13 protein-coding genes and 1 pseudogene are annotated in these 17,509 nt (G+C 41.1%); 12 read left to right on the forward strand and 2 right to left on the reverse strand.

From position 1 onward, the window contains the following. Positions 1 to 139: 139 nt before the first annotated feature. The 7 genes from MHI53_RS08675 (at position 140) to mutL (ending at position 9,554) form a co-directional block, all read left to right on the forward strand. Positions 140 to 301 carry a hypothetical protein gene (locus MHI53_RS08675; RefSeq protein WP_155645602.1) on the forward strand — a complete coding sequence of 54 codons (162 nt, stop codon included), beginning with the start codon at positions 140 to 142 and terminating at the stop codon, positions 299 to 301. Positions 302 to 525: 224 nt separating this feature from the next. Further along, positions 526 to 1,569 (forward strand): L-threonine 3-dehydrogenase, encoded by a 1,044-nt coding sequence (gene tdh, locus MHI53_RS08680; protein WP_340373207.1) that lies wholly within the window; start codon positions 526 to 528, stop codon positions 1,567 to 1,569. 448 nt (positions 1,570 to 2,017) lie between these two features. Further along, the gene (gene miaB, locus MHI53_RS08685) at positions 2,018 to 3,562 is read left to right on the forward strand and encodes a tRNA (N6-isopentenyl adenosine(37)-C2)-methylthiotransferase MiaB (RefSeq protein WP_340373208.1); all 1,545 of its coding nucleotides are present in this window, start codon (positions 2,018 to 2,020) and stop codon (positions 3,560 to 3,562) included. 1 nt (position 3,563) lies between these two features. Then, entirely contained in the window at positions 3,564 to 3,992 is a 429-nt protein-coding gene (locus tag MHI53_RS08690; RefSeq protein ID WP_061144691.1) for a RicAFT regulatory complex protein RicA family protein, read from the forward strand. A 213-nt stretch (positions 3,993 to 4,205) separates the two neighbouring features. Beyond that, positions 4,206 to 4,745 carry an outer spore coat protein CotE gene (locus tag MHI53_RS08695; RefSeq protein ID WP_061144692.1) on the forward strand — a complete coding sequence of 180 codons (540 nt, stop codon included), beginning with the start codon at positions 4,206 to 4,208 and terminating at the stop codon, positions 4,743 to 4,745. Positions 4,746 to 4,962: 217 nt separating this feature from the next. Beyond that, complete coding sequence (gene mutS / locus MHI53_RS08700; protein WP_340373209.1) at positions 4,963 to 7,587, forward strand: DNA mismatch repair protein MutS; 2,625 nt, start codon at positions 4,963 to 4,965, stop codon at positions 7,585 to 7,587. 20 nt (positions 7,588 to 7,607) lie between these two features. Next, positions 7,608 to 9,554 (forward strand): DNA mismatch repair endonuclease MutL, encoded by a 1,947-nt coding sequence (gene mutL / locus MHI53_RS08705; RefSeq protein WP_061144694.1) that lies wholly within the window; start codon positions 7,608 to 7,610, stop codon positions 9,552 to 9,554. Positions 9,555 to 10,007: 453 nt separating this feature from the next. Here mutL and MHI53_RS08710 read toward each other — a convergent pair whose 3' ends face one another. Beyond that, positions 10,008 to 10,430, reverse strand: coding sequence for a hypothetical protein (locus MHI53_RS08710; protein ID WP_340373210.1), 423 nt, complete (start codon positions 10,428 to 10,430; stop codon positions 10,008 to 10,010). Positions 10,431 to 10,438: 8 nt separating this feature from the next. Further along, positions 10,439 to 10,987 carry an SAR2788 family putative toxin gene (locus MHI53_RS08715; RefSeq protein WP_340373660.1) on the reverse strand — a complete coding sequence of 183 codons (549 nt, stop codon included), beginning with the start codon at positions 10,985 to 10,987 and terminating at the stop codon, positions 10,439 to 10,441. A gap of 353 nt (positions 10,988 to 11,340) precedes the next feature. Here MHI53_RS08715 and coaA point away from each other — a divergent pair. From coaA to MHI53_RS08740, 5 genes and pseudogenes are all read left to right on the forward strand, one after another. Continuing rightward, positions 11,341 to 12,264 (forward strand): annotated as a pseudogene (coaA, locus tag MHI53_RS08720) (type I pantothenate kinase). A gap of 293 nt (positions 12,265 to 12,557) precedes the next feature. Beyond that, positions 12,558 to 13,316, forward strand: coding sequence for a GyrI-like domain-containing protein (locus MHI53_RS08725; RefSeq protein ID WP_340373211.1), 759 nt, complete (start codon positions 12,558 to 12,560; stop codon positions 13,314 to 13,316). 232 nt (positions 13,317 to 13,548) lie between these two features. Next, positions 13,549 to 14,736, forward strand: a complete 1,188-nt coding sequence (locus tag MHI53_RS08730; protein ID WP_061144697.1) for a hypothetical protein — start codon at positions 13,549 to 13,551, stop codon at positions 14,734 to 14,736. 18 nt (positions 14,737 to 14,754) lie between these two features. Next, a complete protein-coding gene (locus MHI53_RS08735; RefSeq protein WP_340373212.1) occupies positions 14,755 to 15,987 on the forward strand; it encodes a Zn-dependent hydrolase in 1,233 nt (410 codons plus the stop codon). Further along, positions 15,984 to 17,171 (forward strand): amidohydrolase, encoded by a 1,188-nt coding sequence (locus MHI53_RS08740; protein WP_340373213.1) that lies wholly within the window; start codon positions 15,984 to 15,986, stop codon positions 17,169 to 17,171. The genes MHI53_RS08735 and MHI53_RS08740 overlap by 4 nt, the downstream gene beginning before the upstream one ends. Positions 17,172 to 17,509 lie beyond the last annotated feature (338 nt).

Below are 17,509 nucleotides of genomic sequence, written 5' to 3' on the forward strand. Positions count from 1 at the left end.
TCCTCACCCTCTCAGGTTTAGCTTACCAAAAGTTACGATTACATCCGCAGCCGAATGAGAAGAAATTGCAACGATTTCTTCTACAACAACAGTTATTATTGTTGTTGTTATTGTTGTTATTGTTATTGTGATGGTGATGATGGTGCTGCACGCGATTACAATCACGGTCATTATCGCGGTCCCGATCACGATCGTTGTCGCGTTTTTGACAACCTTTCACCGCACGACAAAAATCGTCTGCAATCCGATCGTTATCGTTATTGTTGTTGTTGTTATTATGGTGGTGATTATTGTTACATGACATATAAGTCACTCCTTGGTTTGTTTTTTTGTTGTACAAGATATCTTATTCAAGAGCGGACAAGATGCTATAGAAACATGACCCATTTAATAAAAATGTACGTATGCCCCTAAAATCCAATGAGGTTGGTACACAAGCGATTATGGTATTTTTTAGAGTAGTATTTCATACATTTACATATTAAGGATGATGAAAGAAACAGCCCTATTTCAGGGGGAATGTACATGTTGAGAGGTAAAATGAATGCAGTTGTCAAACATCACCGAGGTTATGGAGCACAACTGCAGGTTGTCGATATTCCGGTATTTCGTGAGGACGAGGTTTTGATTCGGGTAAACATGGCTTCAATCTGCGGAACGGACATCCATATATACACTTGGGATAAATGGTCACAGGGAAGAGTGAAACCGCCATATGTATTCGGACATGAATTTTCTGGGGAAGTAGTGGCAGTAGGAGCAAATGTGGCCAATGTATCAGTTGGTGATTCTGTTTCTGCAGAAACACATATTGTTTGCGGTAGATGCCGGCAATGTTTAACGGGGCAGTTTCATATTTGTAAACATACAAGCATAATCGGTGTCGATACACATGGATGCTTTTCGGAGTATGTGGCGCTGCCGGCCAAGAACCTATGGAAAAATCCAATCGATATGCCCACCGATATTGCTACCATCCAAGAACCGATGGGGAATGCGGTCCATTCCGTGCTTGCTGGCGATGTACTTGGCAAAACGGTAGCCATCATTGGTTGTGGACCGATTGGGCTGATGGCAGTGGCCGTGGCAAAGGCCGCGGGAGCTGACAAAGTGATCGCTCTTGATATAAATGAATATCGCCTTCAGCTTGCAAAAAAGATGGGAGCTACACACCTCATTCAATCGAACAAGGATGACCCTTTGGAGATCATCCAACGGCTTACAAATACGGACGGGGTGGATGTGGTTTGTGAAATGAGCGGCAATCCAGCAGCAATCGATCAAGGGTTTAAGATGGTGACAAATGGTGGAAGGGTATCCATCCTAAGTTTGCCAGCGCAGCCTGTCATGCTCAATATAACCGAGGATATTGTCTTCAAGGGCCTTACTGTCCAAGGAATCACCGGCAGGAAAATGTTCTCAACCTGGCAGCAGGTGTCAAGTTTGCTAGGAAGCGGGAAAGTGGATGTAAAACCGATGATTACGCACCGCTTCTCATTAAGCGACTTTGAAAAGGGCTTTGATTTGATGATAAAAGGTCAATGTGGCAAGGTACTCCTGATTCCCTAAAGAGATAAAAGAATTCATATAGAAACGGCACAAGCTCGCGAGTAAAAGGCCTAAATTGGCGAGTAAAGCGGCCATACTCGCGAGTAAAAGGCCCAAATTGGTGAGTTAAAGCCCAAACTCACGAGAAAAGCTTCAGAAGCGAGAGTAAAAGGGATAAATTCGAGGAATGGCGTTTTCCGCTATTTTCAAAATGTTAAGGCTTCCTCCTTTGTGTTCTTAAATTACCTTAAATGTTACATATTACTTACAATTGCGGATGACATGACAGAATGATTGTTTCTTGTTCTTAAAAGCTTTATACTAAGTTAATGTGGGTATATCACACTTAAAAAACGTACCATGACTGGTAATTTCAAAAATGAAAGCTGCATAAAAGCGTTTGTAGCAAGATAGGTGTTGTAATAGTTGGTGATAGAAATAAACTAACTATTTTGAAAGGAGAATAACCATGAACGAGAAACAACGATTAGAATCACAGCAAGTGAATGCTGAAAATCCAGCGGACAAAAAATCCGATAAGGATTATAGCAAATACTTTCAAGCGGTTTATATTCCGCCTTCTTTAAAAGATGCGAAAAAGCGCGGGAAAGAAGAAGTAGAATATCATGATGATTTTGCCATTCCAGAAGCATTCCGCGGAATGGGAGAAGGCAAAAAATTCTATATTCGTACATATGGCTGCCAAATGAACGAACATGATACGGAAGTTATGGCGGGCATTTTTACGGCACTTGGCTATCAGTCGACAAACACGGTCGATGATGCTAATGTCATTTTACTTAACACATGTGCGATCAGGGAAGGCGCAGAGAATAAAGTATTTGGTGAATTGGGACATCTGAAATCATTGAAGTTGGAAAAGCCGGACTTATTGCTTGGTGTATGCGGCTGTATGTCCCAGGAAGAATCAGTCGTCAAGCGGATTCTGGAGAAGCACCACTTTGTGGATATGATTTTCGGAACGCATAATATCCACCGTCTGCCGCAAATCCTTAATGAAGCTTATCTTTCCAAGGAAATGGTCATTGAGGTTTGGTCCAAAGAAGGCGATGTAATTGAAAACCTTCCAAAGATACGAAAAGGTAAAACGAAGGCATGGGTCAATATCATGTATGGCTGTGACAAGTTTTGTACATATTGCATCGTGCCTTATACAAGAGGGAAAGAAAGAAGCCGCAGACCGGAAGATATCATCCAGGAAGTACGTCATCTTGCCGCTCAGGGCTACAAAGAAATTACGTTACTCGGACAGAATGTCAATGCATATGGGAAAGATTTTACCGATATTGAATATCGTTTTGGTGATTTGATGGATGAGATCCGCAAAATCGACATTCCGCGAATTCGTTTCACGACGAGTCATCCCCGTGACTTTGATGATCACTTGATTGAAGTTCTCGCTAAAGGCGGCAATCTTGTCGATCATATTCACCTTCCTGTTCAATCGGGAAGTACCGACACACTAAAAATCATGGCGCGCAAATATACACGGGAACAGTATTTGGAGCTAGTAAAGAAGATTAAGGAAGCCATTCCGAGTGCATCATTAACGACTGATATCATTGTAGGCTATCCGAATGAAACGGAAGAGCACTTTGAAGAAACGATGTCTTTATACCGTGAAGTCGGGTTTGATGCAGCATATACGTACATTTATTCGCCACGTGAAGGGACACCGGCTGCTAAGATGCAGGATAACGTGCCTATGGAAGTGAAAAAGGAGCGTCTGCAGCGCTTGAATGCCCTCGTTAATGACACGTGCGCCTTGAAAATGAAAGAGTATGACGGGCAAGTTGTTGAAGTGCTAGTAGAGGGTGAAAGCAAGAAGAATGCGGAAGTATTAGCAGGTTATACAACGAAAAATAAGCTCGTGAACTTCAAAGGACCAAAATCTGCCATCGGTCAAATCGTGAAAGTAAAAATCACTGGAACGAAAACATGGTCACTAAACGGAGATATGGTTGAAGAAGCAGCGGCAATCGAGGTGGAGTAAGATGACGAAATATACTAAAGATGACATTCTGACAAAAGCGGCCGAGCTTGCAGAAATGATTGCCAGCACGGAAGAAGTCGATTTCTTTAAACGGGCAGAAGCTCACATCAATGAAAATCAAAAAATCCGCGAGATGATTGCCAGTATTAAAAGTTTGCAAAAACAGGCGGTCAATTTCCAGCATTATGGCAAGGATAAGGCGTATAACCAAGTTCAGGCCAAAATTGATGCACTGGAAAAACAATTGGATGAGCTTCCTATCGTCCAGCAATTCAAACAATCTCAAGTTGACGTGAATGATCTATTGCAAATGGTTTCGTCACAAGTATCGAATAAGGTAACGGACCTAATCATTGAAGCTACTGAAGGCGACATCCTTCGCGGCGAAACAGGTTCACACGTACAAGCTGGCGGCGGAAGCTGTTCATGAATATAAAAAAGCCCTTCTGATAAATAGAAGGGCTTTTTTAACACCCGGAAATCCTTATACAGCGCCCATTCGTGACACATATCCCAAAACATGCGCATAAAATAACCTAGGTTTAAAACATTACAGCAGTTTTCAAACAAAAAAAATTCTACGCACACTAGACTTTTACCACGCATAGGATGAATGGAAACTGTATGAGGAGGGTTCGCTAGCATGTCACAATATAGAGAGATAATTACTAAAGCGGTGGTGGCAAAGGGACGTAAATTCACAAAGTCCTCTCACACCATTTGCCCGGCTCATCATCCTTCTAGCATTCTAGGTTGTTGGATCATCAACCATAAATACGATGCCAAGAAAGTCGGCAAAAAGGTAGAAATTCACGGCAGCTACGAAATCAACGTTTGGTATTCCTATAACCATAATTCAAAAACGGAAGTTGTCACTGAAAAGGTGCAATATACCGACGTGATTTCGCTGAAATACCGTGATCCCGATTGTCTTGATGACCATGAAATCGTTGCAAAAGCTGTCCAACAGCCGAATTGCTTAGAAGCTTGCATCTCGCCATGCGGACAAAAAATCATTGTCCACGTGGAAAGGGAATTCTTTGTGGAGGTCGTCGGCGAAACGAAAATTTGTGTCGCCGTTAGTCCAGATGGCCGCTGTGAAGATGACTGGGGCTGTGATTTCGATGATGAGGAATTCGAAGATTTAGATCCGGATTTCCTAGATGAATTCGAAGACGAATAAAATATAGAAAGTAACTACCGGATGACACATTTTCATCCGGTTTTATTTATTGTGGATCGGGACGAGTCCATCCCAGAGTTGGCCGACATGCCCCGTTATTTTCACTGCTGATCGAGTTTCCATGCAATTTTGAATACAGGCAAGATTGCTTCCTCGTATGTTATAATGAAGGATATGACTGAGAAAATAGATTATAGTTTGGAAAGGTTTTGAAGGAATGGCTGGATATACTCCGATGATACAGCAATATTTAAAAATTAAGGCAGAGTATCAAGATGCCTTTTTATTTTTTCGTTTAGGCGATTTTTATGAGATGTTTTTTGATGATGCATTGAATGCCTCCCAGGAGCTTGAAATCACATTGACGAGCCGGGAAGGCGGAAGTGAAGACCGAATTCCGATGTGCGGCATTCCCTATCACTCGGCTGCTAACTATATTGATATCTTGATAGAAAAAGGATTCAAAGTAGCTATATGTGAACAGACGGAAGATCCAAAACAAGCAAAAGGTGTAGTCCGCAGGGAAGTGGTCCAGCTGATTACACCGGGAACGAAAATGGATAGTAAAGGCCTTCGTGAAAAGGAAAATAACTATATTGCCACCATCACATCTTTTCCTGATGGTCTCTTCGGATTTGGATACAATGATCTTTCGACAGGGGAAAATAAGGTCACTTTGATTGAGAGTTTCGACGAAGTTCTCAATGAATTCGCGATACTTGGTGCGAGCGAAGTGGTCATTGCAGATGATTTCAATGAAGAATGGAAAAAAAAGCTGCAAGAACGGGGAGCCGCGGCCCTATCGATCGAGAATAACCTGATCGAAAGCGAGTCATTCCTTTCCTTGTTGCAGCAATTGAAAGACCCAAAACAAGCTGCAACCACCTCCCGTTTGTTGAATTACTTATACCGTACACAAAAGCGCAGCCTGGATCATTTACAGCCAGTGCTGGCTTATGAGACGTCACAATATATGAAAATCGATTATTATAGTAAACGGAATTTGGAATTGACTGAAACCATCCGTTCCAAAGGAAAGAAAGGTTCATTATTATGGCTGCTTGATGAGACGAAAACGGCGATGGGCGGAAGGCTGCTGAAACAATGGATTGACAGGCCGCTCATTAATAAAAAACAGATCGAGCGGAGGCAGAGTCTTGTTGAAACCTTGAAAAATCAATACTTCGAACGGCAGGATTTACGTGAACGACTGAAGGAAGTCTACGACCTGGAGCGGCTTGCCGGAAGGGTCGCCTTTGGTAATGTAAATGCAAGGGACCTGATTCAGTTGAAACGCTCTTTGCAGCAGGTTCCAATCATCCGTGAAATTGTCAAGTCGATGGCCACCAATCAGGACATATCGATTCTTGCCGGGAAATTGGATCCGTGTGAAGAAGTGACGGATCTGCTGGAAACTGCGTTGGTTGAAAATCCCCCGTTGTCCGTCAAGGAAGGGAATATCATCCAGGACGGTTTCCATGAGGAGCTGGATACATACAGGGATGCCAGCCGAAACGGAAAAACGTGGATTGCCCAGCTGGAACGCCAAGAGCGCGAACGCACTGGAATCAAATCATTGAAGATCGGTTATAATCGTGTGTTTGGCTATTATATTGAAGTCACACGGGCCAATTTGCATTTGCTTGAAGAAGGGCGCTATGAACGGAAGCAAACGTTAACGAATGCTGAACGCTATATTACCCCTGAATTAAAAGAAAAGGAAGCTTTGATTTTACAAGCAGAAGAAAAGAGCATTGGTCTGGAATATGACTTATTCCTCAATTTGCGTGAAGAGGTCAAAAGCTATATCCCCCGTTTACAGGAGTTAGCCAAAGGCGTCAGTGAACTGGATGTCCTTCAATGCTTTGCGACGATCAGTGAAGAACGTCATTACGTGAAGCCTGTCTTTTCGGATAGCCGGAGAATCGTTTTGAAGGAAGGACGTCATCCGGTAGTGGAGAAAGTGCTCCAATCACAGGAGTATGTCCCCAATGATTGCATGATGGATGGTGAGCGGGAGCTGCTTCTGATAACAGGGCCGAATATGTCGGGGAAAAGCACATATATGCGTCAGGTTGCGCTGACATCGATTTTGGCGCAGATCGGCTGCTTCGTGTCGGCAAGCATAGCCGAATTGCCTATTTTTGATAAAGTGTTTACCCGGATCGGCGCGGCAGATGATTTGATTTCAGGTCAGAGTACATTCATGGTCGAGATGCTTGAAGCGAGAAATGCGATCATGAATGCAACCGAAAATAGCTTGATATTATTTGATGAAATCGGGCGGGGTACATCCACTTATGATGGTATGGCACTTGCTCAGGCCATCATTGAATATATACATGAAGAAATCGGGGCAAAGACCCTTTTTTCAACGCATTATCACGAATTGACGATCCTGGCATCGGAATTGCCTAAGTTAAGTAATATCCATGTCAGTGCTATTGAGCAGAACGGAAACGTCGTTTTCCTTCATAAAATCAAAGAAGGGCCAGCGGATAAAAGCTACGGAATCCATGTTGCCAAGCTTGCTGATTTACCGAAGCCGTTAATTGAGCGGGCGGCAGCCATATTAGCACATTTGGAGAAGGGAAATGGACAAGTAAAGGCCATGCCTGAACAGCCGGTTGAACGGGTAAAAGCTCCTATTGCCGAAGTGGTTCCGGAATCTGCCGATGAGGCACAGCTTTCCTTCTTCGGTGAAGAGGCTCCTAGAGGAAAAGCGACCTCCTCACCTAAGGAAAAAAAGGTGCTGGATGATATCAAATCTCTTGATATTCTTGAAATGACGCCGCTGGAGGCGATGAATATCCTTTATAAATTGCAGAAGAAACTTAAATGAAATAAAGCGAGGCGATAGAAATGGGAAAAATCATACAGCTGGACGAGTCTTTATCGAATAAAATCGCAGCCGGCGAAGTTGTAGAACGCCCTGCCTCAGTCGTAAAGGAACTGGTTGAAAACGCCATAGATGCAAACAGTACCATCATTGAAATTGAATTGGTCGAGGCGGGACTTGGCTCGATTCGGATTGTGGATAACGGCGATGGGATCTTGGCTGATGATGTAGAGGCAGCATTCAAACGTCACGCCACAAGTAAAATAAAGGATGAAAATGACTTGTTCCGAATTCGAACGCTAGGTTTCCGCGGGGAAGCGATGCCAAGTATCGCTTCCGTTTCCCGCTTCGAAATGAAAACGAGCACAGGCGATGGGGCAGGTACGCGCATCCTTCTCGAAGGCGGCTTGGTCAGTGAACTGGAAGCTTCGTCGAGCCGTAAAGGAACGGATATCCTCGTTTCCGATCTATTTTACAATACACCTGCAAGATTGAAATATATGAAAACCATTCATACAGAGCTTGGAAATATCACCGATGTCGCCAATAGGCTCGCCCTTTCGCACCCGGATGTTTCGATACGGCTATCACACAATGAAAAGCGTATCCTGCATACGAATGGTAACGGTGATGTCAGGCAGGTGCTGGCGGCCATCTATGGTACGAATATTGCCAAAAAGATGATCCCTGTTCAAGCAAGCTCCCTGGATTTCACGATATCTGGCTATATCGTGATGCCTGAGATCACCCGGGCTTCAAGGAATTATATTTCAACTATGATCAACGGCCGTTTCATCAAAAACTATGCACTTGTGAAGGCCATCCTCGATGGATATCATACGCTTCTGCCGATTGGCCGCTTTCCGATTGCCTTGCTGAATATTGAAATGGATCCGATCCTTGTCGACGTCAACGTCCATCCATCAAAAATGGAGGTAAGGCTGAGCAAGGAACAGGAACTGTACAGTTTAGTATCGGAAACGATCAAATCTGCGTTTAAGAAGCTATCCCTCATTCCAAGCGGGTATGCACCGCCTGCCCCTAAGCCGGAACAGGCAAAGAGTGAGCAAACAACGCTGGATTTGGACCATGTCGTGGAGAGCGGCAAGCGTGTCCTTGAAGAAGCGAAGAAAGAAGCGTCACTTTTGAAGGATACATTGATCCGTGAAAAGCAGGAACAAAAGAATCATGAGGCTTTCATATCGGATTTCAATCTAGAACCAATCAAGGAATTGATCTACAGCAATGAGGAACAGCAGCAAATGGCCGACGTCTATATCCCGGTATTGCCAGAGGGAGAAAGCAAACCATATTACGAATCGGCTGAAAAGTATACCACCTACACAGTCGAGCAAGAGGAAGAAGTCGAAGAGGATGAATCGGCAAGCCGGGTCCCGCCGATGTATCCAATCGGGCAGATGCATGGAACATATATTTTCGCCCAAAATGAAAATGGCTTATATATCATCGATCAACATGCCGCCCAGGAACGGATCAAATACGAATATTTTAAAGAAAAAGTCGGACAGGTCGAAAATGAGCTACAAGATATGCTTGTCCCGATCACGCTTGAATTTTCGACAGACCAATGCATCAGGATAAATGAATATCAGCATGAGCTGGAAAAAGTCGGCGTCTACTTAGAGGAGTTTGGCTACAACGCCTATATTGTCCGGTCACATCCGCAATGGTTCCCAAAAGGGATTGAACAGGAAATCCTGGAAGAAATGATCGAACAATTACTGTCGATGAAAAAGGTGGACATCAAGAAACTGCGCGAAGAAGCAGCCATCATGATGAGCTGCAAAGCCTCCATCAAGGCAAACCGCCATCTGCGCAATGACGAAATACAAGCACTGCTCGATGAACTAAGAAGGACGACCGACCCCTTCACATGCCCGCACGGAAGGCCCATCATCATCTCCTATTCCATTTACGAAATGGAGAAAATGTTCAAACGGGTCATGTAAGTAAAAGCAATGGAAAACCGTTATGTAATGGGGTTTTCCATTGCTTTTTTTCGTTAAATGACCACATTCATAGGTCCATGCCAAGGCCACTAACAGTTTTGGGGGGCCGATATTTTCCTAATGCGGGCGGAGGTACTGGATACGAAGATTATAGGTAATGGAAAAAACCTAATTTATATTTTTAAAAAGATACTGTTTATGACTCACAATTATCTCTTGTAAGATTATGTTTTGAATCATCCCTATTAAACACTCTTTTAATTACTTCAGCCCAAAAAAAGTCGACCCCTAAAGATTTAGGAATCGACTTTATAGATTATAAAATTCATTCTGGATTTTTATGGTGATGGGCGATTAATCTAAGTAGCCTAAATTTGAAAGGGCTTCTAAATAATCATGAAAATCTCTATTTTCTAGGTTGCAATCTTCTTTTTCGATTCCCATTAATACGACTTATCTATGGAATAATCTCTCACTATTCCCAACTGTTTTGAAATCTTTAATGTAAACATCACTGTCTATTCCTAAAAATATCACTAAATATTCTCCTTCTTGAATAAGAGTATATTCGATTTCTTCTTTTGTAGTTTCAGAAGAATCAAGAGTATATTGTTTGTTTAACTCTTTTAAACTTATAAATTCATTTTTTTCTTGAACTGTAAATAAGTTGTGTAGAATTTCAACACTATCAATGATATAACACTTATTATATAAATCAAATTCCTTTGGATCAACTAGAAAACGCATCTGTTTTTTATCTAGTGATTTAGAAAGATATTCATTTATTAGAACATCTTCTACATCAGATAATAAAAATTTATTAGGTATCGAACGTTTAAGATATTTTTTGTATAGTTCTTCAATTCTTACATCCATGAATTATATCATCCTTTTAATCTTTTAATAATAAAATGAATGCCCACCATTACGATTATATAGGTGGAAGTGGTGATAATAACCTTCTGCAGAAGATTTACCTTTGTCTCAGTATACGAAACAGACCAAACATTGTTATTTTTTTTATCTGAAGATTTTAGTCGAGAAACTGCTTGTGTTTTTGATAATGAATTTCCAATATATAAATCGCCCTTAGTCAGCATAGCCATATAGTGTTTATGTTTATTCTTTTTAAGTTTACTTGATACCTCTTTTACAGCGGTATAAGTTACACCAGCAATAACAACAGCCAATCCAGCAGAAATCAGGTGAGCAATTAAGGCTTCCCCTAATACTACACATAGAGGAATAAACCACACAAGTGAGGCTTTAAATTCATTTGAGTTAACATTATAAGCCTCTCCAGTCTCTGCATCAATAAATGTTGCTATGAATTCTTTATCTGTAGCTTTTTCAACTATGACATTATACGTTTTTTTTAGAATCTCTCCAGTTTCATTTGGTTCATTTGAAACAATAGTAAATGGTGCTTTTATCTTTTGCGATTTATCTTTTTTACACCAGAATGGCTTATTAGGATTTTATCTCGGAGTGTGATATGAAAAGTGTTTCTCATTACTGTTCTCCGCTCATAATGAGATTGAATAGTTTCATCAAGCGACCTTTGAGAAATCAGCATGAGGATGATTTCAATAAGTGAAGTATTTGGATCAAACTGGATATCCTTTCACTTATACCACTACTTTTTCATGGGTATATTTATGTAAGGCAAGCAAAAATATAATAGTAAGGGAGAAATCATTATTAAAAAAAGTCGTGTTGTTTGGATATGGACATGGTAAATTTATATTACAAGAAATCAGGAAAAACCAATGAGGTAAATTTAGATATGAATATATTACAATCCCATACAGCATTAAATAGAGAAGAATGGGCTAAATTACGTAACAAAACACCGTTGTTGTTATCAAAAAATGAATTGGAGAATGTTAAAGGAACAAATGATATAATTTCTCTTCAAGAAGTGGAGGAGATTTACCTACCCTTATCACGTTTAATTAATCTAAAAGTGGAAGCATCTAGACAATGGAAGGGGGTAACCTGCTCATTTTTAGATAAAAAACCTAAAAAAGTCCCTTTTGTTATTGGTGTTGCAGGAAGTGTTGCAGTTGGGAAAAGCACCACTGCTAGAGTGTTGAGAACCCTTTTATCAAGGTGGGAAAGCCATAAAAAAGTGGATCTGGTTACAACAGACGGTTTCTTATACTCTACGGATACTTTAGAAAAAAAGGGACTGATGAGTAGAAAAGGTTTTCCAGAAAGCTATGACACCCAAAAATTAATTGATTTCATGGTTAGAGTGAAATCCGGAGTAGATTAAGTGGAAGCACCAGTATACTCTCATCTAACATATGACATAGTGCCCGACAAAGCTGAAATTATAAGAAATCCAGATATCCTTATTGTAGAGGGAATTAATGTTCTTCAAGTTAAAAATTCCAATCCTTTATTTGTAAGTGACTTTTTTGACTTTTCAATCTATCTTGACGCCGAAGAAAGTGATATAAAGCAATGGTATATCGAAAGGTTCTTTCTCCTTCAAAAGACAGCATTCGAGGATAAACAATCCTATTTTCATCGGTATAAAGATTTTTCTCAGAAAGAAGCAATGGAAAAAGCTACTGAAATTTGGGCAGACATTAATGCTAAAAATTTAAAAGAAAATATACTGCCTACGATGAGAAGGGCTGATTTAATACTTAGAAAAAATCACGATCATGAAATTGAAAAAGTATATTTAAAGAAGTTCTAGCTGCCATTTGGCAGCTTTTTATGGTTTTTTTCAAATCCCGATTGGAGGTTGGTTTATCCTAAGCATATTCAATCCTATATTATTCAACCCTGTGACAGATTAGGCTTATGCTGTTCAAAAAAAGCAAAAACCAACTTGTATTTTACCAGCTTCGTCAGCTACATTTGGGTTGCTTTCATGACGAATGTTACGTCAAAAAGTAATTAAAAAGCATTATCTACGTACACTGCCGGGGGGAGGGTATAATAGTAGGAGATAACAAAAATATCAAACAGTGGAAGGGAAAGAAATTAATGAAATACGAGTGGAGAAAAAAAGAGAAGGAATTATATATTCCAAAGAGAAAGCCTGAACTTGTCACAATTCCGGAGCAATATTTTTTCTCGATAGGGGGAAAAGGAAATCCAAATGAGCAGGAATTTGCTGAAAAGATAGGTGTTCTTTATTCATTAGCTTATGCGGTGAGAATGATACCGAAGCAGGGGGAAACTCCCGATGGGTATTTCGAATATACTGTATATCCATTAGAAGGTGTATGGAATCTAACAGAAGCGGGCAGGAAATTAAATACATTGGATAAGGAAGAATTATTATATACGATCATGATTAGACAGCCGGACTTTGTAACAAAAGAAGTAGCAGAGAGAGCGTTTGAACATGTAGAAAAAAAGAAACCTCATCCCTTTCTAAATGAAGCGAAGTTCGGTACATATGAAGATGGTTTAACTGTCCAGATGCTTCATGTCGGTCCATATGATGACGAACCCCAAAGTTTCCAACTCATGAAAGAATTCACCGAAAATAATAATCTGGAACGAATTTCATTACAACATAGAGAAATATATCTTTCTGATTTCAGGAAAGTTGAACCTGCAAAATTAAAGACTGTGTTGCGTTATAAGGTTAAGGCGATTGAATGTTTTGTTAACTACCCACATGTCATTGCTATCGAATTTATCGATGGAGGCGTGAGCTCTGAGTACCGGATATGTTATGTTTATAGACTGCAATCAAGGAGGCCAGATAAAATGGGTCTTTTTTTATTTGTTTAGATACACATTTTAAATCAGTCCCAAAATTATAAAAGAATAAAACTATTTTAATATTCCGTTTGTTTCAATTTATGTTAATGTATTGGATTGCATCTCTGTGATAAAACACTTACATTTCCTTTTATCTATGTATAATTACCTGAATATATTGAATTGACTTTAAATTAATATAATTCAGTGATATTATTTTATTAGAATATTCAAACTATTAATTCGAAGGTGAGGCACTCAAATGTCACAGATGTTGGCTTTAGTTATTGTTATTTTGATTTTATTTGCAGGAGACATAGTGGCTGTTCGAACCAAAGCCTGGGTACCTTCCGTTTTTATTTCCGCGATCCTATTTCTGGCTGGCTATTGGACATTCTTCCCGAAAGACATCGTTTCAATCGCAGGTATTCCGCCTGTAGTGGCAACCATGATGATGTACCTTTTGATCACGAATATGGGAACATTGCTTTCGATACGGGAATTGATGAATCAATGGAAAACGATTGTCATCTCCCTATCTGGCATTCTTGGTATTGTAGCGCTACTATTCGGAATCGGCGTATTAATCTTTGATTTGCAAACGGTGCTTGTCGCGATACCTCCTTTAGTCGGCGGCATGGTATCTTCAATAATCATGTCGGAAGGAGCTGCAGATGCAGGTCTGACGAGTTTGTCCGTCTTTGCCATCGTTATTTATGTGATGCAAGGTTTCGCTGGCTATCCTTTGACATCCATTTTTTTAAAGAAAGAAGGCAAGAAGCTTCTTGGGCAATATCGAACTGGACAATTAACGGTAAAAAAGAGTGATTCGGCATCTGAAGCTGGAGGCATGGCGGAACTTAAGCTGTTTAAAAAACTTCCCGATAAATATAATACGGAATATTTTAAATTTTTCAGGCTCGCGGTTGTTGCTTTTCTAGCTTACCTTGTTTCAACTGGTTTGGCACCGATCATATCCATCAATGCCTTTGTTCTTTGCTTGCTTTTTGGAGTCATTGCAAAAAGTATCGGTTTCCTGGAAAGACAGGCTTTGCAAAAAGCGAATGGGTTTGGTTTTGCCATCATGGCCCTTATGCTTTTCGTTTTTGACGGATTGAAAAGTGCAACGCCAAGCATGATGATGGAGATCCTTTATCCACTTGTTGTTTGCATTATCTTAGCGGTGATTGGAATGTATATATTCTCATTCATTGCAGGTACGTTACTAAAAGTCAGTAAAGAAATGGCCTTTGCTGTATCTTTAACGGCCTTATATGGATTTCCAGCTGATTACATTATCACCAATGAAGTGGTCAATTCATTGACAAAAGATGAAAAAGAAAAAGAAGCATTGCTAAGCCATATGCTGCCGCCGATGCTAGTCGGCGGATTCATATCGGTTACTATTGTATCGGTCATTCTAGCAGGAATATTCGTGCAATTTTTGTAAGCAGAGGAGGAATTCTAGGTGAGTCTTGATGAACGTATAGAAAAGCAAATAAATGAGTTGAGCAAATTCACAGCAACACCAGGAAAAGGGACTACCCGGCTTACTTATAGCAAGGAAGACTTACTTACCCGAAATTATATGAAAGATAAAATGCAGGAGTATGGACTAACGGTTCGGGAAGATGGCTTGGGGAATATTTTTGGAAAGCTTGAGGGTACCGTAAAAGATGCTCCGAGCGTTCTGATCGGTTCACATTTTGATTCCGTCCCAAATGGCGGTGCATATGATGGGCCAGCGGGCGTAATTGTCGCTCTTGAAGTGGCAGCCCTTTTTGCCAAGAATCAATTGATACCTAAATATCCGTTGGAAATCGTTGCGCTCATTGAAGAAGAAGGGTCTCGTTTTGGCGGGGGGCTAATGGGGTCGAGAGGCATGGTTGGCTCCCTTAGTGAGGACGATTTTAAAAGATTGAAGGACAAAGATGGCATCACAACCTTAGAAGCGATGGCGGAGATCGGACTGGATGGTTCGCTTCCAAAGAAGAGAGAGCCGATGACCATTAAGTCATTTCTTGAATTGCATATAGAACAAGGGCCCATTCTTGAAGAAAAGGATATCCCCATTGGGGTTGTAGAAGCTATCGTTGGTTTAACGCAACTGGAAGTAACGATAGAAGGAAAGGCAGGACATGCAGGCACAACTCCGATGGATCGCAGAACGGATGCATTGGTTACGGCCGCCCAAATCATTTCCCGATTACCGGGCTTAGCGATCGAGGAGGGAGAAGGAACGGTCATCACGACGGGCCGCCTTCATGTTTTTCCAAATGGAGCAAACGTCATTCCCGATAAAGTGGTATTTTCAGTGGATATACGATCTGGCAAGGAAGAAAATATGAACCATGTCATCAGCAAGGTACGGGAATTAATCGATTCCTATCAAAATCAAGGTTTTCAGACAACGGCTGAACAGTTATTATATATGCCCCCTAAAATCTTGAATGAGGAGATCAGCGCTTTGATGAAAGAAATCAGTGCCGATTTAGGTATCCCATACTGCTCGATTAACAGCGGTGCAGGTCACGATGCGATGGTTTTTTCCGATGTCACTGATGTCGGCATGCTCTTCGTTCCTAGTAAAGCAGGACTAAGTCATTGTCCAGAGGAATGGTCTGATGCACGTCATTTGGCGAATGGTGTGCAAATATTTTACGAATTGGCTAAACGTTTAACGGAGGTAGATATGGGATGATCAATCAAATGATAAAAGCAACCATTCAAAATCATGGTGCTGAATTAACGGAAATACGCAGAAAACTACATAGCGAACCTGAGGTATCCTGGGAGGAAGTAAGAACGACTGCCTTTGTTTGTGAATATCTTGAAAAATTAGGCATCACTTATAGAAAAGCGGAACCAACTGGCGTTATTGCGGAAATTAAAGGAGGCACACCAGGAAAAACGGTAGCATTACGAGCGGATATGGATGCACTTTCTGTTGAACAGTTAAATAAGGATTTGCCGTATGCTTCAAAAGAAGCGGGTAAAATGCATGCTTGCGGTCATGATGCACACACAGCCATGCTATTGATTGCAGCGAAGGCCCTAAATGCAGGTAAAGAAGAATTACCAGGAAATGTTCGATTAATTTTCCAACCAGCCGAAGAAGTGGCAACAGGTGCAAAGGAAATGGTTAAACAAGGGGCAGTCGAAGGTGTCGATAATGTGTTTGGCATTCATATTTGGTCGCAAATGCCGACAAGCAAGGTCGCTTGTACTCCAGGCCCTTCATTCGCTTCAGCAGATATCTTTACCGTAAAGTTTAAAGGAAGAGGGGGGCATGGTGCAATGCCACAGGATTGTATTGATGCAACCATCGTTGCCTCTTCCTTCGTCATGAATGTTCAATCGGTCGTATCAAGAACGGTCGATCCCCAACATCCCGCTGTTTTGACAGTTGGAAAAATGGAAGTAGGCACCCGATTTAATGTCATTGCTGAAAATGCCGTGATTGAAGGGACTGTCCGTTGCTTTGATCCGAAGACCCGTGATCATATTGAAAAACAGCTTCAGATTTATGCTGAAAATGTCGCTAATATATATGGGGCGATGGCGGAGGTTGAGTACTATCGCGGCACGCAAGCTGTCATCAATGATGAATCCAGTGCCAAGTTAGTGCAAAACGTGGCTGCCCATGCATTTGGCGAAGAGGCCATATATAATGAAAAGCCCACAATGGGCGGGGAAGACTTTAGCTTTTATTTAGATGAAGTACCTGGAAGCTTCGCTTTGGTTGGAGCTGGAAACCGAGAAAAAGATACGCAATGGGCCCATCATCACGGAAAATTCAATATCGACGAGGATGCGCTGGCTACAGGAGCAGAGCTTTATGCTCAATATGCATGGGCATATCTGAACGAAGGGACTGAAAAATAGGGGGAACCTGCAAATATGGGTAAAGAAGGAAGCTGATTGGCTGCCTTCTTTCTTTTGTAATCGCCCCATTAGGACGCTTGCTTGTTTCAAACAATAGAGAATCCACAGATGGAAAGTGGTGTTATTTTCCAATCAAAGACTTGGTCTGATCAAAACATCCTTTCCGTGGACAATTATTAGTTGGTCTTCGGTATTGGGGATTGCTACAGCTGAAAGCAAGCGTGATGCGCTCACACCGTTTTTCCGCTGCTTCACGTGACTGCTCGATAGATTTGTAAGAACGGACAAAAAAACATTGGCAAGTTCGTTCCAAATGTTAATCTCGCTTTGTTCTGCTG

The organism is Peribacillus sp. FSL E2-0218, assembly GCF_037992945.1.
GTDB lineage: Bacteria > Bacillota > Bacilli > Bacillales > DSM-1321 > Peribacillus > Peribacillus simplex_B.

Excerpts from the sequence above, each read along its gene's own strand:
- MHI53_RS08710 (WP_340373210.1), bottom strand. The coding sequence starts at position 10,430 with ATGGATGTAAGAATTGAAGAACTATACAAAAAATATCTTAAACGTTCG.
- tdh (WP_340373207.1), top strand. The coding sequence starts at position 526 with ATGTTGAGAGGTAAAATGAATGCAGTTGTCAAACATCACCGAGGTTAT.
- MHI53_RS08695 (WP_061144692.1), top strand. The coding sequence starts at position 4,206 with ATGTCACAATATAGAGAGATAATTACTAAAGCGGTGGTGGCAAAGGGA.
- miaB (WP_340373208.1), top strand. The coding sequence starts at position 2,018 with ATGAACGAGAAACAACGATTAGAATCACAGCAAGTGAATGCTGAAAAT.
- MHI53_RS08675 (WP_155645602.1), top strand. The coding sequence starts at position 140 with ATGGTGCTGCACGCGATTACAATCACGGTCATTATCGCGGTCCCGATC.
- MHI53_RS08690 (WP_061144691.1), top strand. The coding sequence starts at position 3,564 with ATGACGAAATATACTAAAGATGACATTCTGACAAAAGCGGCCGAGCTT.
- mutL (WP_061144694.1), top strand. The coding sequence starts at position 7,608 with ATGGGAAAAATCATACAGCTGGACGAGTCTTTATCGAATAAAATCGCA.
- MHI53_RS08730 (WP_061144697.1), top strand. The coding sequence starts at position 13,549 with ATGTCACAGATGTTGGCTTTAGTTATTGTTATTTTGATTTTATTTGCA.
- MHI53_RS08725 (WP_340373211.1), top strand. The coding sequence starts at position 12,558 with ATGAAATACGAGTGGAGAAAAAAAGAGAAGGAATTATATATTCCAAAG.
- MHI53_RS08740 (WP_340373213.1), top strand. The coding sequence starts at position 15,984 with ATGATCAATCAAATGATAAAAGCAACCATTCAAAATCATGGTGCTGAA.
- mutS (WP_340373209.1), top strand. The coding sequence starts at position 4,963 with ATGGCTGGATATACTCCGATGATACAGCAATATTTAAAAATTAAGGCA.